Below are 24,864 nucleotides of genomic sequence, written 5' to 3' on the forward strand. Positions count from 1 at the left end.
ACTTCTACGTGTTTGCGGTCTGCTGTCCGCTATTGTCGTCTCTCTCCCGGTTACCCACTAGCCGGCACGTCCTGCCTGAGTCCAGCACGGGTTTACGTCTCGAATACCTATTGCAGGCCAATGAAAGGGAGCATCCTGGACACGATCGGCTCGCCGCTGGTCCAGGTCGACTCGCCGGAGGGCGCAACGGTCGCGGCCAAGATCGAATCGTTCAACCCCGGCGGCTCGGCCAAGGACCGGCCGGCCCGCGAGATGATTCGGGCCGCCGAACGCGACGGGCTGATCGAGCCCGGTGACTGGCTCGTCGAACCCACCAGCGGCAACACTGGTATCGGCCTCGCGCTCGTCGCGGCCGCCCGTGACTACGACCTGACGATCGTCATGCCGTCGGACAAGTCCAAGGAACGCCAGCAGATCATGGCCGCCTACGGGGCCGACCTCGAACTCGTCGACGGCGAAATGGCCGACGCTCGCGCTCGAGCCGAGGAACTCGAGGAGCAGGGCGCGATCCAGCTTGGCCAGTTCCAGAACCCCGCGAACCCCGACGCACACTATCAGACGACCGGCGAGGAGATCATCGAGCAGGTCGGCGACCGCGAGGTCGATGCCCTCGTCGCCGGCGTCGGCACCGGTGGCACCATCTCGGGAATCGGTCGCCGACTCCGTGAGGAGTTCCCCGATGTCGAGATCGTCGCCGTCGAACCGGCCACAAACGCCGTCCTCTCGACCGGCGAAGCCGGCAAAGATGACTTTCAGGGAATGGGGCCCGGCTTCGTCAGCGACAACCTCGACCTCGACCTGCTCGACCGCGTGGAAACCGTGAAGCTCGAGGACGCCGAGGAAGAGTGCCGTCGGCTCGCTCGCGAGGAAGGCGTCCTCGTCGGTCAATCCAGCGGCGCGACGAGCCTCGTCTCCCAGCGCGTCGCACGCGAAATCGCCGAGCCGGACCTTGAGTGTCCGGAGGTGCCGACGGCGTTCGACGAGGGACAACAGCCGGCCTCGCCCGAAACCGATGGCGGGCAGGCAGTCGACGACTGCCCGCTTATCGTCACTGTCTTCTGGGACAGCGGCGAACGGTACCTCTCGACCGGCCTCTTCGACTGACGCACTCGTTCCGCTCGGTCCATTGGCGGCGCTCTTGCCGCCGGCTGACCGATCGAAACGCGATCGGCGTAACAAAAAGGACTCTTTCAGCTAGCCGAACCACCTTTAGTCACCCTTGCGTACGTTCGGGTACGATGATACGCACCTCGAGACGCGCCCTGCTTTCTGGAACTGCTTCTGCGGTCGCGCTCTCCGCCGGTTGTATCGCCGACGGCGGTGATACCACGCCATCGAACGATACCGAGAACGATGATGATAGCGGCAATCCCGGAACCCCGTCGAGCGGTGACGATGGCGGCGACGGCGAGACCGACGACGACGGTGATGACGGCGACGATCAGTCTAACGGGTTGGCTGACTCCGAATCCCGGACGTATCAGTACTCGACGCGATCGACATCACCCGACGTGGCGAGGCTGTTCGATCGCGACCGCGCGGAGCGGTGGCTCGACGACCACGAATCGCTACCCGAGACGGTCGCCGACCTCGTCGACGAGACCGATTTCGAGACATCGACCCTCGTTCGACTCGAGGCCGGCGCTCCCAATCCCTGTCACGAGATGGCGCTCGAATCGATCGCCGCCGAGGACGACCGGCTCGTTCTCGAGGGGCGGTACGCGAGACGAGCGACGATGGCGAGTTCTGTGCCACCCAAGAAGCGACGGTAGGACGTCTCGTTCGGGCGACGTTTGATGGAGAGCCCCTGACGGACATCTCGGCGAGCATTGTGGACCGAAACGGAGACAAATACTCGATGGCGATGGCGAGCGAGAGCGAGTCCGGCAGTGCGAGCGCCGAGCAGTCGAGTAGCCAGCAGGACGAGGAGACTGACGACGAGTAGGTTCGTCAGTTCGCTGAGAAAATCGTCGGGACGACCGTCGATATCGGCATCGAGAGTCGACTTACGAGTATTCGGCTTCGGTCAGCCGGACGACGAGGGTCTCTTCGACGTCTCGGAGATCGTATTCAGGCAAGTCACCGTCGACCCGGCGAACGTACAACGGTTCGACGAGTCGATACGTCGGCTCGGCGACGCCTGGCCGCTCGGCCCCGCTCGAGTCGCCCGTCTCTGTATCCGTTTCGCTCTCGGTCTCTCCCTCGCTCCCGGAGCCGGGAGGCGTCTTCGAGTCGCCGTCAGCGTCCGGTCTCGAGTCGGCGGCCCCGGCGGGGTTGTCAGGAGCCGATTCGGGATCCGAATCCACTCGCTCGAGGCCGTAGATCTTGCAGAATTCGGCGGTGGCGTCGGGCTCGAGGTCGCCGTTTCGGAGCTGTTTGGCCAGCGGCCGCGAGAGCCACTCCTCGTCACTGATGCTCGGCTCCTGGACTAGCACCTCGTCGACGAACCGGGTGAGATACCAGTTCAGGTCGTTCAGCAGCGAGACGGCAGCGCCGACGCTGACCGTCCGGACGGCGAGTGAGTTCTCGAAGGGCCGCTCCAAGTCGTAGGTCGCTAGCGCTTCGCGAGCCGTTTCGCGGGAGAGTAGCTCGTACTGGAGGTTGGTCCCGGCCTCGCCGATAAGACAGACGCGGGTCACTATATTGTGGTGGGAGCGACGGTGTAATGTCGGTTTCGGCTTCTAGACGAGTTCCGTGAGAGCTTCCACACTCAAAACGCGAATTCCTCTGCGACGACAGCGTTGAAAGCCCCTGATCCGTTCAACTCGAGGGGCTCGCTGCGCGCTTCGAGGATCACTACGTTCACCTCTCCAGTGCTTGCATCGCCCGTCTTCGGCGAACGGATCAACCCCTTTCAGTCCCACCCGGCGGTGGCTAGCTGCGTCAGCTACGAGCAAACGGGAAGATGGTGAGTCGAAGTTGTTAGGGCTCGACGAGTTCCGCCCGCTTTGCCGCCTCTTCGGCCCGCTCGAGCAGGTCGTCGGGCTCCGCTTTCAGCAGCGGTTTCAGTCGGGCGTTGGTCTCGACTTGATCGGGGGTGACGCGGTTGCAGCCGGCGTCCATCGTCGAGTCGGTGAAGGTGCCGATTTCGCGGGCCTGGGCGACGATGTACTGTTTGTCCCGGGTCAACAGCGGGCGGTGGATCGGCAGTTGCGTGGCGCGGCTGGTGACGCCGAGGTTTCGGATCGTCTGGCTGGACTTCTGACCGGCAGCCTCGCCGGTGACGATGCCGTTCGCATCGACGCGTTCGGCCAAGATTTCGGCGGCGCGGTAGAAGAACCGCCGCAGGGAGAGCATACGGCCCTGTTCCATTTCCCGGACGAGGAGATCGACGGCCTCACCGCCCGGAATCCGGTAGACCTGCATGTCGAAGTTCGGCGCGTATTCGGAGAGCAGCCGCACCGTCTCCATCGCGCGGGCCTCGTGGTCGATCCCGCCGTAGTCGCCGAGGTCGACGTAGGCCGGCACGACCGGGCTGCCGCGTTTCATCATCTCGTAGGTCGCGACCGGCGAGTCGATTCCGCCGCTGACCAGCGCGATAACCGGCTCCTGAGAGCCGAGCGGAAGCCCGCCCGGCCCGTCGACCTGCTCGAGGTAGACGAACGCGACGTCCTCGCGCACCTCGACGCCGAACGTGAGATCCGGATCGTCGAGATCGACTTCGGGCTCGAACTCGTCTTCGACGGCCTCCCAGATCGCCGTGCCGGCCTCGCGAGCCAGGTCCTCGCTGTCGTAGGGCAGACTCTTGTCCGACCGGCGAGCGTCGACCGCGAAGGTCCCGCCGTCGTAGTGCTTGCGGGCCGTTTCCGTGACGGCCTCGAGAATGCGCGCTTTCTCCGTGCTGACGGTCAGAGCGGGACTCGCGGAGACGACGCCGAAGGTATCCGTCGCGGTGTCAGTCGCGGCCTCGACGGCGTCTTCGCTCGTGTGAATCAGCGGCCGGTTCCACCGGCGCTCGACCTCGCCGGGAATCGACCGGTCCGCGAGGAGGGCCTCTATATTCTCCGCGAGGAGGCCCTCCATGTACCGCTTGACCGTGTTGCTCTTTGTGTTGAGGTCCCCGTGACGGACGAGGACGGTGTCGGCTCCCGGAGGGTGCATGGGCTGTGATAGACGGTTGTGGCTATAAGGGGGTTACGAGGTCAGGATCAGGCCGAGCGATTCGAAAGCGCCTCAGACGACCGATTCCTCGACCGTCGGACTCAGCCTCCCGGTGTAGGAGTAGATGCCGGCAACGAGAACGGCCCCGGCTATCAGCGGAATGATCGCGCTGAGTGCGTACAGCACGTCGTAGCCGACCGCGTTGGCGAAGGGCAACGATAGCAGCGGACCGAGACCGCCGCCGACGTCACCGAAGATGTTGTTGGTCCCCATCGCCCTGCCCATCCGATCCTCGGGCGTGAGGTCCGCAAGGAGGGCCGTCAGCGGGCCGCCGACGCCGCCCTGTCCCGCGCCGATCAGCGCACAGGCGAAGACGACGGCCCCGAACGAGGGGGCGACCGTGAGCACGACGAATCCGGTACAGCTGATCACCAGAAATCCGATTAGGACGGGCATGCGAGCGCCGACGGAATCGCTGATCTTGCCGCCCGAGATAGTAAAGACCGCTCCCGAGAGAGCCGACACTGCCATCAACAGCCCGGACGTCCCCTGTTCGCCGTAGTCGATGCCGTAGCCCGCGACCTCGAGCGAGAGCGTCAGTGACTCGACCTCGAGGTAGAGGACGAGTGTCGAGAAGAGGACGCCAATATAGGCGAAGTAAAGCCCGAAGTTGACCAGGCCGACGGTAAGCGCAGGCAGGGTCGTCTCGAGGTCCCACGGTTTGATCGACGAACCGGGGGTGTCGACGTGGGTCTCGGGAACGATGAAGAAAGCGATGATGCTCGCGAGGCCGGCGAAGGAGGCCGCGAGAACGAACGCCGTCGCGTTGCTATACACTTCGCTGACGATCCCGCCCAGTACCATGCCGGCGGGGAAGCCGAACGTGATCCCGGCGCGGACGATGCCCATGCTCGTCCCCCGCGAGCTGGCCTCGCTGACGTCGGCGGTGATCGTGTACGCCGTCGCGAACACGAGCGCGCTGCCGATCCCCCACGTGATCCGCGCGAGAATGAACCAGACCTCCGGCATCGCGGCCCTGATTGCGATTACGTAGCCGAATGTCGCGAGGCCCTCGATCGCTAGCCCGACGACGAACGGTTTTCGGGTGCCGATTCGGTCGACGAGCACGCCCGCCGGCCCGTTCGCCACCAGTCGCGTCCAGCGGTTCGCCGAGAGGATGACGCCGACCATGAACGCCGAAATCCCCAGTACCTCGCCGAGGTTCGGCAGGATTGGGAAGACGACCCCGCCGCCGAAGCCGACGAAGAAGGTACTCGCGACAACGGCGTAGACAACGGCACGTGAGTTCGATTGCTCGCTCGAGTCGGACATGGGAAGTCACTACGTGTTTCGATTCGTAACGCCGTACACTGGGCCGGTCCTTGACTATTCCGACGGCAGACGCGGATGCCGGTTTCGGCTCGTCGCTACGGGCAGCTCATCTGGCGCGAGAAAATTCGGTGGCCGCTCAGAACGTCGAGAGTTCGCCCTCGATCACACTACGCGTGATTTCGGTCACGTCCGCGAGCTCCCGGTTGACGATCACTTCGACGTCGTCGGCGACATCCGAGACCGCGATGCTGTCGTCGGTGACGACCTGCACGTCGGCGACGTGGGGCTGATCGATCGGCCGGCCGATCTGGGAAAGGAGGCGCACGCGCAGGTCGCGGATGCCGTTGACCTCACTGACGACTTCTTCGGCGATCTCCGTCGAGAGCAGGTTGTAGATCTTTCCGATGTGGTTGACCGGGTTCTTGCCGCTCGTCGCTTCCATCGACATCGAGCGATTGGGCGTGATGAGCCCGTTCGCGCGGTTCCCGCGGCCGACGGAGCCGTCGTCGCCCTGCTCGGCGGAGGTCCCCGTCACCGTGAGGTAGATCGAACCCTCCTCGTAGTCGTCGGCCGTATTGACGTGGACGCTAACTGCGCGGTCGGTATGCTCGCGCGCGACACCGTCGACGAACTCCCGGACGGACTCGACAGCCTCGATGTAGCCGTCCAGATTCGGAATGTACTCATCGACCATCGCTGCCGCGACGGTGACGTCGATCTCGTCACCCTCGCGCTTGCCCATGATCTTCACGTCCGGACCGAGTGCCGGATTCTCGGCCGCGTACTCCCCGTTCAGTCGTCGCTCGGCCTCGAGAACGATCTGTTCGGTCTCAGTCAGCGGCGCGTGGCCGACGCCGAAGCTCGTGTCGTTAGCCATCGGAACGCTGACTTCGTCCTCGCCGAAGACCTCCTGGAGGTCGCCGCTGCCCTCGCCAAGCTTGACGTCGACGACGATATCCTCGCCGACGGTTAGCTGCGGGATGTTTTCCTCGAGGTATTCGCGGGCGGCCCGCAGTGCGATGGTCTCGGCGGGGATGGTCTGGCCCTCGTAGTGTTTGGTCGCGCGGCCGACGATCAGCAGATAGATGGGGTCAACGACTTCGCCGCCGCCGAATGCGGGTGCCGCCTCGCCGGCGACGAGTTGCGTCTCGTCGGTGTTGAAGTGCAGTACCTCGCCGACGCGGTCCAAGTACTCGCGTGCGAGCGCCCCGGCGACGCTCTCGGCGATCCCGTCACAGATGGAGTCGGGATGTCCGATTCCCTTTCGTTCGACGATTTCGACTTCCTGATCCTCGACCGCTTGCCGGTCGATAGACTCGATCCGGATGTTCCGCTCGCTCATTGGCGGAACTTGTCGGAGCGAGTTCGTATAACTTGCGGAAACAGACACGGGTCAGAAAATGCCCGTGGGTTATGCAATCAGCCGAGGCCGGGCGATCAGGACTCGAGTAGCAAGCCGAGATACGAGGTCCTGAGCTGATCGTTCGGATCGAGATTCAGTCGCTCAAGCACGTCGTAGGCCCCCTCTCGAGCCGCCTCGAGATCCGACTCGTCCGCGATGTCAGTCTCGACTTCGACGTACTCGCCGACGTCGTCGACCGAATCGAGGGTGATGGTGTACCCCTCAAGCGTGAACCGCTCGCGTTCCTTGCGGACCGTCGCGGCGGCCTCGAAGCCGAGGTTCGTCAGGATCGCATCCGTCTTCTCGTGATCCGCGACGGCAGTCTCGACCTCCTCGCGGGTCTTGGACTCGTCGTCGACGAGCGGCCCCTTGTAGGTGACGCGGGTTTCCTCGGATCCGCTTTCGGGGCGCTCCGAGCGGATCCGCAACGCCTCGTCGGTCTCGGCGAACTCGCGGTGGGGGGCGTCGTAGTAGGTGTCGACCTGCACGACGGCTCCTTGGGGCCGCGCCTCGAGGGCTTTGAGGCGTTCGCGGACGGCCGCGAGATCGGCAGGGACCTTCACTTCGACCTCGTACATGCCCGGGGGAACGGACGGCGGTCGTAAGTATCGGTCGCTCTCGCTCGAAAACGTCGTACTTAAATGTCGACGGCGGGACGTACAACGTATGACTGAGGATCAAGAGGCCGAGCTCGAGGAGCAGGCCGATGACGTCGACGAAGAAGTAGCTGAAGAAGACGCCGACGGACTGCAGGAAGGCGACTTCGTCGAACTCGAATACACCGCGTACACCACCGAGGACGAACAGCTGGTCGACACGACCGACCCCGAGGTCGCCGAGGAAGAGGGCGTCGATCAAGAGGGCCAGGAGTTCAAGCCGCGAACGATCGTGGTCGGCGAGGGCCACATCTTCGAGGCCGTCGAGAACGACATCATCGGCTCCGAGCCCGGCGACTCCGGTACTGTGACCGTCCCCGCCGAGGACGCCTTCGGCGAGTACGATCCGGACGATGTCCAGACCGTCAGCGCCGAGAAGATCGACGAGGACGACCGCTACCCCGGTGCGAACGTCCAGATCGAGGGCGAGCAGGGCTACATCAGCACGATCATCGGCGGCCGCGCCCGCGTCGACTTCAACCACCCGCTGGCCGGTGAGGACGTCGAGTACGAGTACACGATCGCTGACGAGGTCGACGACCGCGAGCAGCAGGCTACCGGCCTCTTCGAGATGTACCTCGAGATGGAGCCCGACCTCTGGATCGAGACGGACGAGGTCGAGGAAGAGGTTCCCGTCGAGCCTGACGAGGACGACGAGGACGCAGAGCCCGAGTTCGAGACCGAGACCGTCGAGAAGGAGACGCTCTACCTCGAGGCCACGCCCCAGATGACCATGAACCAGCAGTGGATGATGGGCAAACAGCAGATCGGGCAGGACATCATCGAGAAGGTCGGCGTCGACCGCGTTATCGTCCAGGAAGTCATCGACGGCATGGGTGGCATGGGCATGGGCGGTATGATGGGCGGCATGGGTGGCGGAATGGGCGGCGGCGACATCGAGGAGGCCCTCGAGGACGCCGACGTCGATGCTGACGAGATCGTCGAAGAGCTCGAAGGCGCAGAGGAATAAGTAACGCCGCGATCGCCGGCCGTTTTCGGCCCGCTGACGACGACCACGAACGTGCGTGGCTCGACTTTTTCGCAGCCGGGACTGTAGGCCCGAGCGACGACGATGGTCGGTTCGATAAGCGACGGCCCGGGTCCCGAGTCGGACACTGAGAGCGGTAGGCTCAAACAGTGGTTGCTCCTCGACGGCAATCGGTTCGTGGTCGCTGCCATTCTCGCGGCCGCCTTCGGGATCGCGTATCTCGTGCTCTCGGTCAGCGGCGTCGCCCCGATTGCGGACGCACAGCCGCTGTTCTACGCGTTCAGCGGGTTGATCTCTGGAAACTTCACGCTGATTACGGTCGTCGTCTCGATCAATCAGCTGCTGCTCTCACAGGAGCTGCAGTCACCGGGCGAACTCGAGTCGGAGATCGAGGAGACCGTCGACTACCGCGAGGAGGTCGAAGCGGTATCGAACCGGACCGCACCGGCGGAGCCATCGGGCTTTCTCCGGCTCGTCGTCGAGAGCGCGCGCCGGGACGCCCAGCGACTCGGCGGCACCACTGCCGGGTCGCTGTCCCCGGACGCCCGCGACGAAATCGACGAGATCGTCACGGAGCTCACCGACGAGTTCGATCGGATCGATGGGCTCGTCGAGGAGTCCGACTCCGGCATCTTCAATACGCTCTCGACGACGCTCGAGACGAACTTCGCCCACGAGGTACAGCGACTCAAGGAGTGTCGTCGGGAGTACGGGGAGGACATCCCCGGGGACGCGGACGCGGCGATCGACGATCTGCTCGATCGGCTGCGGGAGATGGACATCGCTCGGCAGTACTTCAAATCGGTCTACCTGCAGATCGAACTCTCTCGGCTCTCGCGGTACCTGTTCTACGCCGGGGTTCCAGAGGTCGGCACCGCGATCGCCGCGCTGTTCGTGATGACCATGGCATTGGGGCCGCCGTTCGGACGACCCGTCCGTGCGGTCGTCTTTCCGGTGGCCGTCGCGGTCGGCCTGTGTCCGCTCACACTGCTCTTCTCGTTCATCCTTCGAACGGCGACGGTCACCGAACGGACCGCCGCGATCATGCCGTTTACGACGCCCGAACAAGAAATATGACGGAACCGGTATGGACGGCGTCCGGCGTCGACACTCACGCGATGTCGCGGCTCGTGTCGATCGCTACTTCCTCCGTGAGCTCGAGTTTGATCGCGTCGGTCGGCTGACTGCCGCCGCGGAACTTGGGGATCGTCAGGTGGCTCTCGAGTTCGGAACCGGCGATTTTGGTTCGGAGATCGAAGACGGCGTCAGCGGCGTGGAAGGTCCGCGCTCGGTTCCCGGGCTCGTGATCGCTTTTCAGGCAGTGGAGGACGGCGATACCCCCTGTCTCGAGCATCTTGGCTTGGAGATTGTTACAGAAGGTGATGTACTCGTCGGTATCACACTGCTCTAAGACGTCCATCGTGTCGATGATGAGGTTGGCTCCGTCGGGGAGGGCTCCGATGAGCCGGGTCGCCTCCTCAAGCGGCGTGTCGCTGGTGACGTGTCTGACTGTTGGGCTGCCGACCGAGGACGGCGAGGCCTCGACGGCGTGGCGGACGGCGTCATCGGAGCGTTCCGTCGAGAGGTACAGCGTTCCGCGGGCAGCCGTGAGCTCGTAGAGCAGTAGCTCGGATTGGCTGGCCGGGTCGGCGGTGTACGCAACGATACACCCCGGTGGGAGCCCACCGTCGAGTTTTCGATCGAGTACGTCGATTCCAGTGTCGAGCCGGCCGACCATACAGTTATGCCCAATTGCTGTAGTATCTGTATAACTCTTTGCCTTAATGTCTCAATATCTGATATCCAGAGGCGGTGACCGCCCCGCTCGAGTCACGCTCGACGACCGTCCTCACTCGTATCGAATGGAGAGATTCAAGGGGCACGCCACAGCCTACACGAACGAATGCGCCACGATCACCTCATCACGAGCAAACAACTCTCTCGAGGAGACATCGAGACCGTCCTCGACTACGCGGCCGAGGTTGACGCCGATCCGTCGGCCCTCGCCGACCGCCACGCCGGTACCCTACTCGGGTTGCTCTTTTTCGAACCGAGCACGCGGACGAAGATGAGCTTCGAGACCGCGATGAAGCGACTCGGCGGCGGCATCGTCGACATGGGCTCGGTCGAATCCTCGAGCGTGAAGAAGGGAGAGACGCTCGCCGACACCGTCCAGGTCATCGAAGGGTACGCCGACGCGCTCGTCCTGCGCCACCCCAAACAGGGCGCGGCGACGATGGCAAGTGAGTTCGTCGACGTTCCGCTGTTGAACGCGGGGGACGGCGCGGGCCACCACCCCACCCAGACGATGCTCGATCTCTACACGATCCGGGAGAACGCCGGACTGGACGATCTGACCATCGGCATCATGGGCGACCTGAAGTACGGTCGGACCGTCCACTCGCTGGCCTACGCGCTGACGAACTTCGATACCCAACAGCACTTCATCAGCCCGGAAAGCCTCCAGCTACCTCGCGAGGTCGTCTACGATCTCCATCAGCAACAGGACGGCGCGGGGATCAAGGAACACGACGCGCTCGAGGAGGTGCTGCCCTCGCTGGACGTCCTCTACGTCACGCGGATCCAGCGCGAGCGGTTCCCCGACGAGAACGAGTACCAGAAAGTCGCCGGCGAGTACCAGATCGACGCCGAGACGCTCGAGGCCGCAAGCGACGACTTGACGGTGATGCACCCGCTACCCCGCGTCGACGAGATCGCGCCCGAAATCGACGAGACCGACCACGCGGCCTACTTCGAACAGGCGCACAACGGCGTCCCGGTCCGGATGGCGCTGCTCGATCTCCTGTTGAGCGACGACAAGTCCATCGAAGGTGGAAGCGATGAGTAACGATCACGATCACCACGACGGCAACGATGACCACGAATTGCGGGTGAGTAAGATCCGCGACGGCACCGTCATCGATCATGTCCACGGCGGGCAGGCGTTGAACGTCCTCGCGATTCTGGGCATCGACGGCACCGAGGGCGAAGAGGTGTCCGTCGGGATGAACGTCCCCTCCGATCGGCTCGCGCGCAAGGACATCGTCAAGGTCGAGGGCCGAGAGCTGAGCCAGGACGAGGTCGACGTCCTCTCGCTGATCGCGCCCGACGCGACGATCAACATCGTCCGCGACTACGATGTCGTCGAGAAACACCGCGTCGAAAGCCCCGACGTCGTCGAGGGCGTGCTCTCCTGTCCCAACGCTGGCTGTATCACGACCGGTGATGAACCAGTTACCTCTCGGTTTTCTGTGCTCGAGGACGGCGTTCGGTGTTCGTACTGCGAGACGATCATTCGCGAGGAAATCGCGGAGCTGATCGACACCTGAGCCACGAGTCGGTGCTGCGCGGCTCGGTTTTCTCGCTGAGATTACTATCCAGAATACCTAAGTAATTGCCGGCCGATTCTTCGGACGTACATGTCACGTACCGTCAAGATTGCGCTCGCCCTGTTCGCCATCGCCGTCCTCTACAAGGTCGCGTTTAGCGGCTCGTCGGACGTCGAGGTCGACTACGAACCGACCGAAGAATAGCGCCCGATTCCGAACGGCTTACGGGGACGGCGGCGTACACTGAGTTATGTACGGCGTCGTCACCCGGAACGCCGAAGAAGTACGGTGGCCGGAGTTCGACCGCGGGTTCTACGAAGTCAAGGACGTGACCGGTCGGTCCGCCGAACCGATCGCAGACGGGGTGAACATGGTCTCCTGTTTCGGCGACAACGCCGCCGCCGACGCAGACCCGTCGCTGATTCCCGTCGACGATATGGGTCGACCGGCCGACCGAAAACAACCGTACTTCGACTGGGCCTATATCTGTCCCTCTCGAGAGGACTACCGGGAGGGGCTACTCGAGATCATCGACGATTGCGTCGCCGAGAACGAGGACGTCCGTCTCGACGATATTGGCTTTCCTCGAGCGGAGTACTGCCGCTGTGGCGTCTGCGAACAGAAGTTCGAAGCGAGCGAGTATGACGACCGCATGGCGTGGCGTGCGAGCGTCATCACCGAATTCGTCGAAGCGGCCGCAGACCGAATTCCCGGGACGGTCTACATGACGCTCTATCCCGATCCCTACCCTGGACATCTCTCCGAGCGCGCCGGTATCGATATCGAGGCAATCACGGAATACGTCGACGAGTTCGTCGTCCCGCTGTACGATACGGCCTACGGCACGACCTACTGGCTCGAGACGATCGCGAAGGGGTTCGAGAGCGCGCTCGAGACGCCGTTTAATATCGAGTTATACGCGGTAAATATTGATGTCGACAATCTGATCCATGCGGTCGAGGTCGCCGAGGAGTACGCCGAGGGTGTCTTCTTCGGCTACGAGGCGAGCAAGGGTCGCGCGGCGCTGCGCCGGATGCAGGCTGACGAGCGCGAGGGCGTGACACATGGCGAACCCGGTAGCGATTCGGAGACCTGACGGGGGCGACGCCACCGCCGGATTTCGTTCCAACAGTCGCTTCTGCCGTTCGCAAGTACCGCTTACGAACCCGTATAACGATATTATCCCGAATTACCCTGGCACGACGCAGTGGTATTGCCGTGCCGGAGACCGAGCGGGAGGGGCATCATTTATGTGTGATTGGGCCACGCGACCGACTGGAACCGACGACGGCCTTTATTTGCGTCTCGGTTGCCTGCAGTCGTGACCGAGGATCGACGCGTCCGCAGATCCTCAGGTGATGACTATGAGAGAACAACAGACCCAGCAGTCCACCGAGATGAACACGGAGCAGATGGCGGAGTCCACGATGAATCAGAGCCAGCAGACCATGGAACAGCTGATCGATCTCCAGCGGAACGTGGCTCGGATGACACTGAGTGCGCTCAAATGGCAGGAAACCGCCCAGCAACAGGGTCTCGAGATGACGAAATCGATGCTCGAGAGCGTGCCGGGCCCGCAGTTCACGGAGTCGATGATGCAGAGCTATCTGCAGGGAATGGAAGCCATCATGCCGGAGATGGAACAGGTGATGGAACGAGGGATGCAGGCCGCCGCGCAACCCCAGATGGCGCAGATGGAGCAGATGGGAAATCAGATGACTGGTCAGGGTCGGATGACCGAGCAGGGGATGAGCCAGCAGGGGATGGGCCAGCGCGGGACGAGCGGCCGGATGGACAGCCAGCAGATGGGCGGCCAACAAGCCGGTAGTCAGCGGATGGGCAGCCCGATGCACAGTCAGCAAGGAATGAGCCAACAGGGGATGACCGGCCAGCGAACCGGTCACCAACAGACTGGTGGGGGGATGCGGGCACAACAGGGGATGGACAGACAGCCACAAATGCAGACACAGGCCCAGATGGGCGGGCAGCAGGGCTCGAGCGGGCGCTCGCAGTCCCAACAGTATCCACAGACCGGCGAGTGGGTCACGCCACAGGAGTACGGTGGCGAATCGACCGCTGCATCCGGCTCCCGGCAAGAGCCGATGACGGCTGCGCCCGGCCACTCGAGTGGAACCGAGTCCGAGCAGTTTGGTGGCCAGGCACAGGGGGGCGGCCCCGGCCGATCACAGCGGGGATTCGAAGGAGGGCCGGCATCTGGTCAGGGCCAGTTCGAGCAGGGACGCCAAGGGGACGACAGTCCCAATCACAGGGGTCACAGCCACGAACTGGGGCACAACAGGGCCCTGGACAGCACGGCAGTCAGCCCCGAAGCAGTGACCAGACTCGGCGCGGGAGGGAGTACGAGCAGCCGACGCAGCGCCAGCAGTCATCCCCGGGACGGACCGAACAGGGCCGCTTGCGAGACCAGTACTCACAACGGATCGACACCGACCGTCGCGAGGGAGGAGAGCGGGGACAACAACGACGCGGCGAACAGTCGACCACGCGCGGCCGACACGATCAGGAGTCGGAAGCGGACACTGGCCGCGATCAGGACCGCGATGAAATGAATCGGTCCCCCGAGCGGCAGGTGATGGAGGAGACGGACATGACGTCGGAGCAACCCCAGCGGTCGACCGAGGCAAGTCGTGACAACGAGGAACAGGGATCGAACCAGGAGTAACTACGGTCCATGCGCTTTTCTCTCGAGTCGCCACTCGAGGAGCGTGCTGCCAGCGATTACTGCGGCTCGAACTCGGAGCCAGTGTCGCCGAAACAAAAACGGAATCGGAATCGCGGTCGCGCCGTCGGCTTGAGGGGGTCGAAGAACCTGGATTACCGAGCGTTGTCGTCGTCACCGATGAGTTGATCGTCGTCATCGTCGCGGATCACGCTCTCGTCGTCCCGACCGCTGATATCGTTTTCATCCCGGTCGATCCCGCGGTTCTCGGTTCCGGTTCCGGCCCCGGTGTCGGTCATTCCGGTATCGCTACCCGCGCCTGAACCACCACCGGTTGCTCCCGTATTGCGACCGGAGAGGTCGTTTTCGAGGTGGATCTCGTCGTCTGTCACACGACTGACTGCCTCCTCCTGGAGCGGGTAGGTGCTCTCGCCGCTATCGCTCCAGCCGAGCGTCGCTTTGATCGAGTCCGTGATTCCGGGGTCCGGTTCAACGTGGGCTGTGCCGTGTTCGACGTCGGCGACCATCCCGACCTCGTCACCGTTGGCGTTGACGACGCGCTTGCCGACGTCGTCGTCGGTAAACTGTGGGGACATTGCACTCTAATTGAGGGTCGATTCGTGCAAGGTCGTGGTGCTTGCGGGTGCTTGCGAACTGTCCGATCGAGTGACGGATCGAGAGCGAGTGCGCGGACCTACTCGAACGCCGGGTCCCGGTCCTCGAGGAAGGCGGCAACACCCTCCTTGTGGGCGTCGGACGTACGGGCCTGTGCCTGAAGCAGGTTCTCGTAGTCCAGCGCCTCGTCCCAGGGACGGCTCAGGTTCTCATGCATAGCCTGCTTCATCATCCCGATCGTGGCCGTGGGGCCGTCGGCGAGTCGCTCAACGGTCTCGGCGACACGGTCGTCGAGTTCCTCGGCGGGAACCGCCTCGTTGACCAGCTCGAGGGCGGCCGCTCGCTCGGCGTCAAAGAACTCGCCGGTGAAAGCGAGTTGTTTCGCGGCCCGCAGCCCGACGATGTGGGGGAGCATGACGGTACCGCCGGTGTCGGGGATCAGCCCGACCCTGACGAACGCACAGGAAAACGTCGCGTCGGCGGCAGCGTAGGCGATATCGGCAAGCGCGACGAGCGAGAGGCCCGCGCCGATGGCGTCACCGTTGACCTTCGCAACGATCGGGACGGGACACTCGAGCATCGCCTCGACGACGCGGCCGAAGGTCTCGGTGACTTCCTCGTAGGCCGCTTGAGATGATTCGGGAGTCTCGGCCAGTGACTCGAGGTCGCCGCCGGCGCTGAAGGCCGCTCCCTCGCCGGTGAGGACGATCACGTCGTCCTCCTCGGGGGTGGCGGCTTCGATTGCGTCGGCCAGTTCGTCGGCCGTTTCCATCGTGATCGCGTTGAGCGCGTCCGGCCGATCGAAGGTCAACCGGAGAACACCGTCGTCGCTGTCGATCTCCATGCCGCACGCGTCGCACGCCCGGCTATTAACTCTTCGAGGTCGTCTCGTCTTCGGCTGCAGTGTCACTCTGCAGCGGTCGAGTGGTCAACGAAAAACATCGAGTCAGGCCGTCAACTGGTCGCTGGGTGCTCGACTCCCTCAATTGGTCGGCATTGGCGGGGCGGCGGTGTCCTCTTCGGTCACGTTGAGTTCGGATGTGACGAGCGCGCGGTAGGCTCGGCGCAGACGCTCGGAGAGCGCCTGATGGGAGATGCCTAGCTCCTCGGAGAGCTCTTGCATTGAGACTTCGCGGGGGATCTCGAAGTAGCCGTGATCGATCGCCGCGACCAGCGTCTCATACTGGCGAGTCGTCAGGCCACACTGGGAGTGGGTCTCTTCGGCGAGGTCGAAGAGTCGAACGATCGTCGGCGTCACGTCGTTGTCGTCGAGCCGGTCGTACAGTGAACTGACGCTCTCGCGGTCGACGACGCGGATGCTGAGCAGCCACGTACCGTTGGAGGCCGAAGCGCTCAGTACCGTCCCGTTCTCCTCGAGGATGATCTCGAACGGGTCGACGGTATCGGGCTCGAACTCGATGTCGTAGAGCCAGCGGTCCTCGTCGCTGCTGATCTGGGAGTAGTTGCCGATCGCCGAGGCCCCATCGATGGCCGATTCGATCTCCGGTTGGGAGGGTCCCGACAGCCAGAGTCCGTGACCGCTCGAGGCGATCACCCGCTCCATTTCACACGTCAGCGAGGGGACAGCCTCGAACAGCTCGCCAGTGCCGGTTCCGTCGGCCGGAATCTCGATGTCTGCGATGGATGTCATAAGTCTCAGCTGTGGATAGAACGACGATGTCCATAACCCCACTTCCAAACCACTTAGAAGCGGTTAGATTGAATTACAGGGATTCTGACCAGTTCGAAAGGTAAAATCCCGACAGCATTGCAGACGCGGCAGTTCAGCGGCGACGGGGGGTTCCGACGAGCAACTGGACGGCGACGACGACGATCACGGCGACGGCGAGCAGGGCGAGCGCGATCGGTACGATGGCGTCGATCCCGCGGGCGATGAACGAGACGCGGATCTGGGTCGGCATAGTCCGCGGCGTGTACGCGACCATCATCGTCGCGCCGAACTCGCCGATCGCCCGGACGAACGTCAGCACGATCCCCGCGGCGATGGCGTTGCGGGCGAGCGGCAGCGAGACCAGTCGCACTGTCCGGATTCGGCCGTACCCCATCGTCCGCGCAGCCTCCTCGAGGCGGGGATCGACGCCGTCGAAGCCCGCACGGGCGGTGACGACGAGAAACGGTGCGGCGACGAACGTCTGGGCGAGGACGACCCCGGCGCGGCTGTCCGTCAGTGGCATTCCGAGCGCGGCGGCGGCCGCGCCGATCGGCGTGTATCGACCCACGACGGTCAGTAACATCACGCCGCCGACGATCGGCGGGACGACGAGCGGGAGCAAGACGAGCGCTTCGACCAGCCGCTTGCCGCGAAACGAGGCCCGCGAGAGGACGTATGCCAGCGGCACGCCGAAGACGGTCGCAATGGCCGTCGAGATCGGGGCCGTCACCAGCGAGGTCCCGATCGCGTCCCGAACCGTCGGGTTCGCGAGTCCGGCGACGACGTCGACGTCTCGCATTCGGACCAGAAAGACCGCGAACGGGACGACGAAGGAGGCGAACAACACCGCACCGAGCAGTGCCGGCACAGCGAGTCCGCTCGAGAGCCACTCGCGGCCCGCGTCGAACCGAGCGGTATCCGTATCGGCCCCGGACGCGTCCACGTCCCGCTCCGACTCACCGCCCCGGCTCCGGGTGCGACTCACGGCTTGATCGCCTCCGGTGGCTCCCCGTGAAATCGGGGCAGCGAATCGCCGACGCGAAGCCCGTGATCGGCGAGCAGCGCGTCGTTCTCGAATAGAAAGGAGACGAACGACCGGCCCGCGTCCGGGGCGTCCGCGTCGGTTCGAACCGTTGCGTTGTAGACGACGGGTGTTCCCTCGACCGTGTGACCGCTGTCAGTAGTATAGCTCGCCCGCGCGTACCGGTCGGCGGACGCGGGATCACCGAAGTTGTACGCGTCGTCCAGCCGCTGGACACCGACGTCGCGTTCGGCCGCCATGTTGCTATAGGCGACCGCACAGGCCCGGTCGCTGTTCTCGAGGCCGGCAAGCAGTTGGGGTTCGTCGGGGACCGTTGCGACTCGGTCGGCCATCGCGTCCCGAAAGCCATCGAGACCATGCTCGCGCTCGGCGAGTTCGAAGAGGAGGAGTGCCCGGTAGCCCAGTGGATCGAGGTCCGGGTCGCTGATCGCAATCGTATCCTCGTCGGCGTCTGCGAAGACCTCATACCACGGCTCGCCGGCCGCGAGCCGCGCACCGAGATCCGTCTCGGGCGCGTAGGCGATCACGACCTCGTTGGCCGCGAACTCGGCGTCCCAGTCGGCGTGGTTGGGATAGAATCGGTCACGCAGGAGTTCGGCGTCGGCACCGATCACGACGTCCGGATACTTCGTTCCGTCCTCGACCAGCCGCAACACGGCGTTGGTCCCGTAGTACTCGCCCGCGTACTGCAGCCCCGTCTCGGACTCGAACGCCGGTCCGATACCGTTCTCAAGAGCGACAGCCAGACTGCCTGCGGCGAGCACACGAACGCCGGCGGTACTGCCGAGACAGCCCGCGGTCCCGACCAACCCCGCCGTGAGCCCGCCCGCCGCGGCGAGGATGTCTCGACGGCTCCTCGAGGCAAATCCGGTACAGCCGTCGCGACTGTGCATACGTCCCGTTGGATCGCCGGCATAAATACAACTGGTTTCGGTTCCAATATTGTAGGAAAACAACCGAAAGTGGTTACATTCGGCGGTCGCCGTCGTGTACAACCGACGCACAGATATCGTCTTTACCGGCTATTTAATCGATTCAGGCGTCCGGTTCCGAGTCGTCGGTCGACTGGTCATCGGTCGGTCGCTCGAGCCCCTTGAGCGAGCGGATCGTTTCGACGAGGTCGAGTTCGCGATCGAAGTCCCCGCGGATCTCGTGAGGCGTCTAGCTGCTCACCCCGAAGAACGCGAACACGTAGCCGGGATACATCCCGTAAGCCGAGTTCCCGTCGGGGTTGACGTAGGAGGGGGAGCCGTCCAGCAGCTCGATTTTGTACTGGCCGGAGTAGTTGTAGTAGCCCGCCCCTCGCTCGCCGATGTTGCCGAGCATCGACTGGACGAAGAAAATCGTCCGCTGGAGCGAGTCGTTGGAGTGGAACCAGTGATTGATCCCCTCGCCGGTGAACCACTGCCCCTTGTCGGCCGCCGCGAACTCCCGGGCGGTCGTCCGGAGCGCATCGGCCGGGATCGTCGTGATGTACTCGACCATCTCCAGAGCATAGTTTTCCAGGATGTTCGCCTTCTGGCGGACGAAGTCGGTGTGGACCGCGACCGACCCGCCGTCGGCCAGCCTGACCTCCGTGTCGACCTCGAGCCCGGTGAATCGACGACGGCCGAGGTGACAATCTCGAGGCTCGATCGGGCGGCACGAAAAACGGCTCGGCGGAGTCAGAACAGTTCGACGCGAATTCCGTCGTTCTCGAGGTCGTTGGCGAACGCCTCGGCATCGGTCTCAATCGGGTCGAACGTGTCGTAGTGCTCGGGCAGGACTAGTTCGGGATCGACGTTCCGGGCGAACGCTGCGGCCTCGCGTCGATCCATCGTGAAGTGGCCGCCGATCGGCGGGACGAAGACGTCCGCGGTGATCGACTCGTGATGTGGGAGGAAGTCCGTGTCCGACGGGAAATAGACTGTCGTCCCCTCGAGTGTCAGCAGGAGGCCGATCACCTCGCCCTCGGCGTGGAACGGCTCCCCGTCCTCATCGAGATGGTCCCCGTCGGGGTCGTTGTAGGCGGGTATCGTCCGAACGTCGATTCCCGCGACGGTCGCCTCGCCCTTGTGGGGCAGGTCAATCGCATCGAACGCGAGGTCGCCGGTGTCGATCGCCTCGTAGGCTGCGACAGTCGCGTCCGGCCCCGCGACGGCCTCTATCGCCGCTGGATCGTAGTGGTCCATATCGTCGTGCGTGACGAATACGACGTCGCCGTCGGTCGGTTCACTCTTGAGCACCTCGCCCCACGGATCGACGTAGACGACGAGGCCGTCGTCGGTCTCGAGACGGACGCTCGCGTGCCCGATTCGATCGAATCTCAGTCCCTCGTAATCGACGGTATTGGGGGCCATGATCGCTCGGACGTACGTCGTGGGTCGTCTTATAGGTCGGTTCATTCCGTGCCCCGATACCCATCGACGGCCACCGCTCGAGGGAGCGATCGCCGCGTGGGCCACCGCTGCTCCGGCAACGTCCTTGATTCCCTCCCTGTCGGTCGTTCTCGCGGCCTGGAGCGGATACTGTCTCCCGATTTAACGTTCCATGCAGATGCAACCGTTCTATACATCACTTCACCCGGGTTCGGGATGATTTCGAGACAGTTAAGATACCGGTACTATCTCGAACGGAATTACATCGAATATACGTAAGAACATCCCCTGTCCATCAGCGAATGTGACTTCGAACGATTCACGAGATCTGCAGTTCGGTCGGCGATCGTATCTGAAAGGGTGTGTCGTCGGGCTTGGGACGACGCTCTCGATCGCCGGTGTGGCATCAGCAGACGAACACGAAGACGGATACGAGACCGTCGTCAACGTGGTCGAGGCCGGGGCGGACAACGAGGGCAACGAGTCCGTCACGCCCGTATTGCGTGAGCACGTCGACGACGACACGCTTCTCAAATTCCCTGAGGGGCGGTACTACATGGACGAACAGCTCCGGCTCACCGGATTCGAGAACGTCGGGTTCGTCGGCGAGGATGCGACGCTGATTCCGGCGAACTACCACGAGTTCGACGGGCCGCAGTATCGCCTCTTCCGGATGGGGACCAGCGACAATCCTGGACGAGACCTCCGCTTCGAGGGATTCAGCGTCGATCAGACGGCGTCGGAGACGGGGATTCGCGTCCTGAGCGCTCAGGTCGAAGATGGCCTCGTCGTGAAGCGCGTCTTCGTCCACGGCGTCCACGACAGCGGAACGTGGGGGCCGGGGCTGTTCAACATCACCGACCCTGACGGGCGCGGTGTCGTCGAGCGCTTCTGTGCGTCCGACGGCGGCCTCCACGCCGACGAGACGCCGAACGTGGAGAACATGTGGCGCGGGCCGACCGGCATCGTCGTCAACCCGGCCCACCGCGGTACGATCGTTTTTGACGACTGTATGCTCGGCGGCTTTCCGGACAACGGGCTGTACGCCTCGAACGAAACTGGCCGGATCGGCGTCAACGGCGGCTGGTTCCAGAACAGCGGTACCGCCTCGATTCGCCTCAGCGGAACGACGGGCGAGATCAGGGACGCGACCGTCGTCGTCGACGAGGACCCGCACGACTCGAGCGGACAGCACGCGATCCGACTCGATGGTGGGGACCAGTTCGACCTCAAGAACATCACTGTCGACGTGCCGCGTCCGAACGGCGATGCGATCAGGATCATGAACAACGTCGACACCACCTCGATTACGAACTCGGAGATCTCCGTCGCCGACGGTTCGAACAACGGAATTCGGATCGATCCCGAGGCGGGACCGACATCGATCGAAGACGTCGACATCGAGATCGATGGAAGCGCCAACGCAGTTCAGATCCGCGGGCAGGACGCCGGAGCGGTCGACCTGCGGGATGTTCGAATCACCGGTGACGCGGACGGATCGACGATGCGCCACGCGATCTTGTGCGAGCGGAACGGGTGTCGGTTCGACCGGCTTTCAGTCGAGCAGTTCGGATCCGACAAACGCCGCGGCCTCGAGCTACGAGGGACGGATTACCGCATCACCGACAGCGAGTTCGAGACGACCCACACGCCGATCGTCGTCAACGGCGCGAACGACGTTCAGGTCGAGAACAGTTACGCACGGTCCGAGGGAGACGGGTACTCCCTGCGCATTATCAACGACTCCGGCTCTGTCTCACTCACGAACAACGAGTTCCCTGACGGCGTTCGAGACGATCGGTAACGCGTCGTCGCGCTATCTATTGCTTTCTAGTATTGCCCACTACATTGTGTTAACTCTCGTGCGGGCGAATGGTGACCGTTCCGTCCGAATATCTGTCGCTGTCCGCTCTCTCTGTGCGCTCCGACAGTCGCTCGAGTTCGTCGTTACCGTCTGCGCTCTCGTCTCCCACTCGAACTGCTCTTCGTCGCGATCGTTGAACTCGTTCACTGTCGACTGCGTGCAAGCAGATTCATCGACGACAGAGCGCTGTTCTCGACGATATCAACCGACTCCGATCGACCTGTTGACGCGCTCCCCCTCGAGATCGATACTACTCTTGGACAGATTTTTTCTCTTTGAGGCTCTCTCATTACCTGCTCTTCGTGGCTCCGAAAACGGGACGCGATTTTCTATAGAGGTTGACAGTCTCCGCTGAGAACAGGCTATCTTAGTAGAGCTATAAATGGGATGTTATCCGATCAGTCGGAGTCTTCGATTTTAGTGACTTCCGCTGCTTCGATTCTGAAGCCGTACGTAGTGGCGCTGGCAGAGCAGTGGCCCCCTGTGAGCGCAAACTCACCTGTTTCACCCGGCTTGAGATCACGTGTTTTGTGTTGATACTCACCGTCCGGCCCTCTCACAGAGAGACGATAGTCCCCAGAGCCGTTTTTTACTGTCGCGGACTTATTGCAGTAATCGCTACCGTAGGACGGAAGTCCATTTGCGAAGTTAAGCGAGTGATCCGTGATCTCGAGTTTTCCTTCAAGTTCAGAATCCAGGTTGAAATCGCCCTCCCGCTCGTCGACTGGCACAGGAGTGTCGAAGTGCATGAATTCGATTGCATACTCAGATGCGTCCCCTTGTCTGCTACATAATCGCTCGAATACACTCGACTCTCTCCGTTTGAGATGGACACGACTCCGTCCCCCGATTAGTGCGACTCACAATCCAGAAGTAAGAAAGTGGGCCGGACGCGATTTGAACTACGCGAAGACGGTCGCTCGCTTCGCTCGCGCTGCGACTTCTCTACTTCAAATCGCTTCGGATCCGTGACCTGCTGCTCACGATATTGTTCGCGGCGAGAAGCGGGCCGGGCGCGATTTGAACACACGGTCGGACGTGCTCACTCCGTTGCGCGCGACCTCCCTGCGATTCAAATCGCGATGACCGTTTTGCCACTCGCGAATTTGCTCGTGGCAAAAGCGGGCCGGGCGCGATTTGAACACGCGACCGTCTGATTAAGAGTCAGACGCTCTGCCGGACTGAGCTACCGGCCCTGTACCTCCGACTTTCCCTCGGTCGTTCAAATACGTTTCCCTTGGCAGGCGGCGTGGCAGTGATCCACGCGCGTGATTCACGGTCCTCGAGTCGTCCGGTCAAGAGTTTCACAGCGTATCACGCTTCGGGACCGTTAAGTGCGACCGGTCCGACCACTCGGTCATATGAGCACGGGGGTTACGATTTCGTCGATTTCTGACTACGCTATCTTGGGCTGTGGAAGTGTGGGGTACGCGGTCGCGGAGGAACTCGTTGAGCAGGGCAAGGACGTCTCTATCATCGACCGCGACGAGAGCCGCGTCGAATCACTCCGGGATCAGGATTTAGACGCCCAGACGGCCGACATTCGCGAGTCCAAAATTGCTGACTTGGTCGTCGACCGCGATGTCGTCCTCATTCTCGCCTCGGACGTCGAATCGAACAAGCGCGCCGTCGAACATATCCGCAAGAGCGGTGCCGATCAGTTTATCGTCGCCCGCGCGAGCGATCCCGTCTCCGGCGACGAACTCTCAGCGGTCGGGGCCGATATCGTCATCAATCCTTCCTCGGTCATCGCAGAATCCGCACTGCGAGCCCTCGAGTCGGGAGAACTCGAGTACAACGCCGGGAAACTCGCCGATATCGTCGAACAGACGTCGACGCGACTGGCGATCGTCACCCAGGACAGCCCCGATCCGGACTCGATCGCCAGCGCGGCGGCGCTGCAGGCGATTGCCGACCATCTGGGCATCGAATCTGACATCATCTATCTGGGTGATGTCGGCCACCAAGAGAACCGGGCGTTCGTCAACCTACTCGGCATCGACCTCGTCCAGTGGGACGAAATCGAGGACCACTCCGTCTACGACACTGTCGCACTGGTTGATCACGCGACCTCTGGCGAGATGGACCTCCCGGTCGACATCGTCATCGATCACCACGAAACGGAGACTGAGGAGGGGTTCGAACCCGAGTTCGTCGACATCCGGCCGAACATGTCCTCGACGTCGACGATCATGACGAAGTACATTCAGGAATTCGACATGAACGTCTCCGAGGAGGTCGCCACTGCCTTACTCTATGGCATCCGCGCGGAGACGCTGGATTTCAAACGCGATACTACTCCCGCCGACCTCACCGCTGCCGCCTACCTCTACCCGTTTGCGAACCACGACACGCTAGAGCAGGTGGAGTCGCCGTCGATGTCCCCCGAGACATTAGACGTGCTCGCGGAGGCAATTACGAACCGCGATGTGCAGGGGAGTCACCTCGTCTCCAACGCTGGCTTCGTCCGCGACCGCGAGGCATTGACGCAGGCCGCCAGCCACCTCCTGAATCTCGAGGGCGTCACCACGACTGCGGTCTTCGGCATCGCCGACGAGACGATCTTCCTCGCCGGCCGTTCGAAGGACATCCGCATCAACATTGGGAAGGTTCTGGCCGACGCCTACGGTGAGATCGGCGAGACGGCCGGCCACTCGACTCAGGCCAGCGCGGAGATTCCGCTGGGCATTTTCACCGGAATCGAAATCTCGGAGGATACCCGGGATACGCTGCTTGACCTGACCGAGGAGGCCGTCAAGCGGACGCTGTTCGATGCGATGGGCGTCGAAGGCGGTAGCAGCGAAGGATCGAACGGGAGCTAACGCG

24 protein-coding genes and 1 tRNA gene are annotated in these 24,864 nt (G+C 63.1%); 10 read left to right on the forward strand and 15 right to left on the reverse strand.

Features of this window, described 5'->3' with window-relative positions; genetic code table 11:
- Positions 1–120 precede the first annotated feature (120 nt).
- The gene (locus K6I40_RS12330) at positions 121–1,104 is read left to right on the forward strand and encodes a PLP-dependent cysteine synthase family protein (protein WP_222919294.1); all 984 of its coding nucleotides are present in this window, start codon (positions 121–123) and stop codon (positions 1,102–1,104) included.
- 134 nt (positions 1,105–1,238) lie between these two features.
- Positions 1,239–1,772, forward strand: coding sequence for a hypothetical protein (locus tag K6I40_RS12335; protein ID WP_255681997.1), 534 nt, complete (start codon positions 1,239–1,241; stop codon positions 1,770–1,772).
- A 234-nt stretch (positions 1,773–2,006) separates the two neighbouring features.
- On the opposite strand, the gene K6I40_RS12340 is transcribed toward K6I40_RS12335, so the two are convergent.
- From K6I40_RS12340 to cyaB, 5 genes are all read right to left on the reverse strand, one after another.
- Positions 2,007–2,639, reverse strand: a complete 633-nt coding sequence (locus K6I40_RS12340; RefSeq protein ID WP_222919296.1) for a DUF5804 family protein — start codon at positions 2,637–2,639, stop codon at positions 2,007–2,009.
- A 283-nt stretch (positions 2,640–2,922) separates the two neighbouring features.
- The gene (locus tag K6I40_RS12345; protein ID WP_222919298.1) at positions 2,923–4,101 is read right to left on the reverse strand and encodes a tRNA sulfurtransferase; all 1,179 of its coding nucleotides are present in this window, start codon (positions 4,099–4,101) and stop codon (positions 2,923–2,925) included.
- Positions 4,102–4,173: 72 nt separating this feature from the next.
- Positions 4,174–5,433 carry an MFS transporter gene (locus K6I40_RS12350; protein ID WP_222919300.1) on the reverse strand — a complete coding sequence of 420 codons (1,260 nt, stop codon included), beginning with the start codon at positions 5,431–5,433 and terminating at the stop codon, positions 4,174–4,176.
- A 136-nt stretch (positions 5,434–5,569) separates the two neighbouring features.
- Positions 5,570–6,775, reverse strand: a complete 1,206-nt coding sequence (locus K6I40_RS12355; protein ID WP_222919302.1) for a methionine adenosyltransferase — start codon at positions 6,773–6,775, stop codon at positions 5,570–5,572.
- A gap of 95 nt (positions 6,776–6,870) precedes the next feature.
- A complete protein-coding gene (gene cyaB, locus K6I40_RS12360; protein WP_222919304.1) occupies positions 6,871–7,413 on the reverse strand; it encodes a class IV adenylate cyclase in 543 nt (180 codons plus the stop codon).
- An 88-nt stretch (positions 7,414–7,501) separates the two neighbouring features.
- Between cyaB and K6I40_RS12365 the strand changes: the two genes are divergently transcribed.
- Together K6I40_RS12365 and K6I40_RS12370 are read left to right on the forward strand one after the other, a co-directional pair.
- Positions 7,502–8,461, forward strand: coding sequence for an FKBP-type peptidyl-prolyl cis-trans isomerase (locus tag K6I40_RS12365; RefSeq protein ID WP_222919306.1), 960 nt, complete (start codon positions 7,502–7,504; stop codon positions 8,459–8,461).
- Between the two features lie 102 nt (positions 8,462–8,563).
- Positions 8,564–9,556, forward strand: coding sequence for a hypothetical protein (locus tag K6I40_RS12370; protein WP_222919308.1), 993 nt, complete (start codon positions 8,564–8,566; stop codon positions 9,554–9,556).
- A 34-nt stretch (positions 9,557–9,590) separates the two neighbouring features.
- Here the strand turns inward: K6I40_RS12370 and K6I40_RS12375 are convergent, their stop codons facing one another.
- Positions 9,591–10,217: a transcriptional regulator gene (locus tag K6I40_RS12375; protein ID WP_222919309.1), complete on the reverse strand. Its 627-nt coding sequence runs from the start codon at positions 10,215–10,217 to the stop codon at positions 9,591–9,593.
- 165 nt (positions 10,218–10,382) lie between these two features.
- Between K6I40_RS12375 and pyrB the strand changes: the two genes are divergently transcribed.
- From pyrB to K6I40_RS12395, 4 genes are all read left to right on the forward strand, one after another.
- Entirely contained in the window at positions 10,383–11,327 is a 945-nt protein-coding gene (gene pyrB, locus K6I40_RS12380; protein ID WP_222919311.1) for an aspartate carbamoyltransferase, read from the forward strand.
- On the forward strand, positions 11,320–11,808 hold the full coding sequence (gene pyrI, locus K6I40_RS12385) for an aspartate carbamoyltransferase regulatory subunit (protein WP_222919313.1): 489 nt from the start codon (positions 11,320–11,322) through the stop codon (positions 11,806–11,808). Before pyrB ends, pyrI begins: the two co-directional genes overlap by 8 nt.
- A 250-nt stretch (positions 11,809–12,058) precedes the next feature.
- Positions 12,059–12,904 carry a hypothetical protein gene (locus K6I40_RS12390; protein ID WP_222919315.1) on the forward strand — a complete coding sequence of 282 codons (846 nt, stop codon included), beginning with the start codon at positions 12,059–12,061 and terminating at the stop codon, positions 12,902–12,904.
- A 268-nt stretch (positions 12,905–13,172) separates the two neighbouring features.
- Positions 13,173–14,378, forward strand: coding sequence for a hypothetical protein (locus tag K6I40_RS12395; RefSeq protein WP_255682002.1), 1,206 nt, complete (start codon positions 13,173–13,175; stop codon positions 14,376–14,378).
- Between the two features lie 265 nt (positions 14,379–14,643).
- Here the strand turns inward: K6I40_RS12395 and K6I40_RS12400 are convergent, their stop codons facing one another.
- The 7 genes from K6I40_RS12400 to K6I40_RS12430 all read right to left on the reverse strand — a co-directional run bounded on the left by K6I40_RS12400 (position 14,644) and on the right by K6I40_RS12430 (position 20,156).
- Positions 14,644–15,084, reverse strand: coding sequence for a hypothetical protein (locus tag K6I40_RS12400; RefSeq protein WP_222919317.1), 441 nt, complete (start codon positions 15,082–15,084; stop codon positions 14,644–14,646).
- Positions 15,085–15,182: 98 nt separating this feature from the next.
- Entirely contained in the window at positions 15,183–15,947 is a 765-nt protein-coding gene (locus K6I40_RS12405) for an enoyl-CoA hydratase/isomerase family protein (RefSeq protein ID WP_222919319.1), read from the reverse strand.
- Positions 15,948–16,085: 138 nt separating this feature from the next.
- Positions 16,086–16,754: a helix-turn-helix domain-containing protein gene (locus K6I40_RS12410; protein ID WP_222919321.1), complete on the reverse strand. Its 669-nt coding sequence runs from the start codon at positions 16,752–16,754 to the stop codon at positions 16,086–16,088.
- Between the two features lie 133 nt (positions 16,755–16,887).
- Positions 16,888–17,760 (reverse strand): ABC transporter permease, encoded by an 873-nt coding sequence (locus K6I40_RS12415; RefSeq protein WP_222919323.1) that lies wholly within the window; start codon positions 17,758–17,760, stop codon positions 16,888–16,890.
- Complete coding sequence (locus K6I40_RS12420; protein ID WP_222919325.1) at positions 17,757–18,710, reverse strand: extracellular solute-binding protein; 954 nt, start codon at positions 18,708–18,710, stop codon at positions 17,757–17,759. The genes K6I40_RS12415 and K6I40_RS12420 overlap by 4 nt, the downstream gene beginning before the upstream one ends.
- A 268-nt stretch (positions 18,711–18,978) precedes the next feature.
- On the reverse strand, positions 18,979–19,302 hold the full coding sequence (locus tag K6I40_RS12425; protein ID WP_345779433.1) for a hypothetical protein: 324 nt from the start codon (positions 19,300–19,302) through the stop codon (positions 18,979–18,981).
- 179 nt (positions 19,303–19,481) lie between these two features.
- A complete protein-coding gene (locus K6I40_RS12430) occupies positions 19,482–20,156 on the reverse strand; it encodes an MBL fold metallo-hydrolase (protein ID WP_222919332.1) in 675 nt (224 codons plus the stop codon).
- Positions 20,157–20,478: 322 nt separating this feature from the next.
- Between K6I40_RS12430 and K6I40_RS12435 the strand changes: the two genes are divergently transcribed.
- On the forward strand, positions 20,479–21,978 hold the full coding sequence (locus tag K6I40_RS12435; RefSeq protein ID WP_255682005.1) for a hypothetical protein: 1,500 nt from the start codon (positions 20,479–20,481) through the stop codon (positions 21,976–21,978).
- Positions 21,979–22,436: 458 nt separating this feature from the next.
- Here K6I40_RS12435 and K6I40_RS12440 read toward each other — a convergent pair whose 3' ends face one another.
- Together K6I40_RS12440 and K6I40_RS12445 are read right to left on the reverse strand one after the other, a co-directional pair.
- The gene (locus K6I40_RS12440; protein ID WP_222919334.1) at positions 22,437–22,787 is read right to left on the reverse strand and encodes a hypothetical protein; all 351 of its coding nucleotides are present in this window, start codon (positions 22,785–22,787) and stop codon (positions 22,437–22,439) included.
- A gap of 373 nt (positions 22,788–23,160) precedes the next feature.
- Positions 23,161–23,234: transfer RNA gene (locus tag K6I40_RS12445), tRNA-Lys, on the reverse strand.
- Between the two features lie 165 nt (positions 23,235–23,399).
- On the opposite strand from K6I40_RS12445, the gene K6I40_RS12450 reads away from it, so the two are divergent.
- Positions 23,400–24,860 carry a DHH family phosphoesterase gene (locus K6I40_RS12450; RefSeq protein ID WP_222919336.1) on the forward strand — a complete coding sequence of 487 codons (1,461 nt, stop codon included), beginning with the start codon at positions 23,400–23,402 and terminating at the stop codon, positions 24,858–24,860.
- Positions 24,861–24,864: the final 4 nt, after the last annotated feature.

Origin of the sequence: Natrinema sp. SYSU A 869 (assembly GCF_019879105.1) — an archaeon.
Lineage (GTDB): Archaea > Halobacteriota > Halobacteria > Halobacteriales > Natrialbaceae > Natrinema.

Excerpts from the sequence above, each read along its gene's own strand:
- K6I40_RS12395 (WP_255682002.1), top strand. The coding sequence starts at position 13,173 with ATGAGAGAACAACAGACCCAGCAGTCCACCGAGATGAACACGGAGCAG.
- K6I40_RS12400 (WP_222919317.1), bottom strand. The coding sequence starts at position 15,084 with ATGTCCCCACAGTTTACCGACGACGACGTCGGCAAGCGCGTCGTCAAC.
- pyrB (WP_222919311.1), top strand. The coding sequence starts at position 10,383 with ATGCGCCACGATCACCTCATCACGAGCAAACAACTCTCTCGAGGAGAC.
- K6I40_RS12375 (WP_222919309.1), bottom strand. The coding sequence starts at position 10,217 with ATGGTCGGCCGGCTCGACACTGGAATCGACGTACTCGATCGAAAACTC.
- pyrI (WP_222919313.1), top strand. The coding sequence starts at position 11,320 with ATGAGTAACGATCACGATCACCACGACGGCAACGATGACCACGAATTG.
- K6I40_RS12335 (WP_255681997.1), top strand. The coding sequence starts at position 1,239 with ATGATACGCACCTCGAGACGCGCCCTGCTTTCTGGAACTGCTTCTGCG.
- K6I40_RS12345 (WP_222919298.1), bottom strand. The coding sequence starts at position 4,101 with ATGCACCCTCCGGGAGCCGACACCGTCCTCGTCCGTCACGGGGACCTC.
- K6I40_RS12390 (WP_222919315.1), top strand. The coding sequence starts at position 12,059 with ATGTACGGCGTCGTCACCCGGAACGCCGAAGAAGTACGGTGGCCGGAG.
- K6I40_RS12355 (WP_222919302.1), bottom strand. The coding sequence starts at position 6,775 with ATGAGCGAGCGGAACATCCGGATCGAGTCTATCGACCGGCAAGCGGTC.
- K6I40_RS12410 (WP_222919321.1), bottom strand. The coding sequence starts at position 16,754 with ATGACATCCATCGCAGACATCGAGATTCCGGCCGACGGAACCGGCACT.
- cyaB (WP_222919304.1), bottom strand. The coding sequence starts at position 7,413 with ATGTACGAGGTCGAAGTGAAGGTCCCTGCCGATCTCGCGGCCGTCCGC.
- K6I40_RS12370 (WP_222919308.1), top strand. The coding sequence starts at position 8,564 with ATGGTCGGTTCGATAAGCGACGGCCCGGGTCCCGAGTCGGACACTGAG.
- K6I40_RS12405 (WP_222919319.1), bottom strand. The coding sequence starts at position 15,947 with ATGGAGATCGACAGCGACGACGGTGTTCTCCGGTTGACCTTCGATCGG.
- K6I40_RS12450 (WP_222919336.1), top strand. The coding sequence starts at position 23,400 with ATGAGCACGGGGGTTACGATTTCGTCGATTTCTGACTACGCTATCTTG.
- K6I40_RS12350 (WP_222919300.1), bottom strand. The coding sequence starts at position 5,433 with ATGTCCGACTCGAGCGAGCAATCGAACTCACGTGCCGTTGTCTACGCC.
- K6I40_RS12425 (WP_345779433.1), bottom strand. The coding sequence starts at position 19,302 with ATGGTCGAGTACATCACGACGATCCCGGCCGATGCGCTCCGGACGACC.
- K6I40_RS12420 (WP_222919325.1), bottom strand. The coding sequence starts at position 18,710 with ATGCACAGTCGCGACGGCTGTACCGGATTTGCCTCGAGGAGCCGTCGA.
- K6I40_RS12440 (WP_222919334.1), bottom strand. The coding sequence starts at position 22,787 with ATGCACTTCGACACTCCTGTGCCAGTCGACGAGCGGGAGGGCGATTTC.
- K6I40_RS12365 (WP_222919306.1), top strand. The coding sequence starts at position 7,502 with ATGACTGAGGATCAAGAGGCCGAGCTCGAGGAGCAGGCCGATGACGTC.
- K6I40_RS12330 (WP_222919294.1), top strand. The coding sequence starts at position 121 with ATGAAAGGGAGCATCCTGGACACGATCGGCTCGCCGCTGGTCCAGGTC.
- K6I40_RS12430 (WP_222919332.1), bottom strand. The coding sequence starts at position 20,156 with ATGGCCCCCAATACCGTCGATTACGAGGGACTGAGATTCGATCGAATC.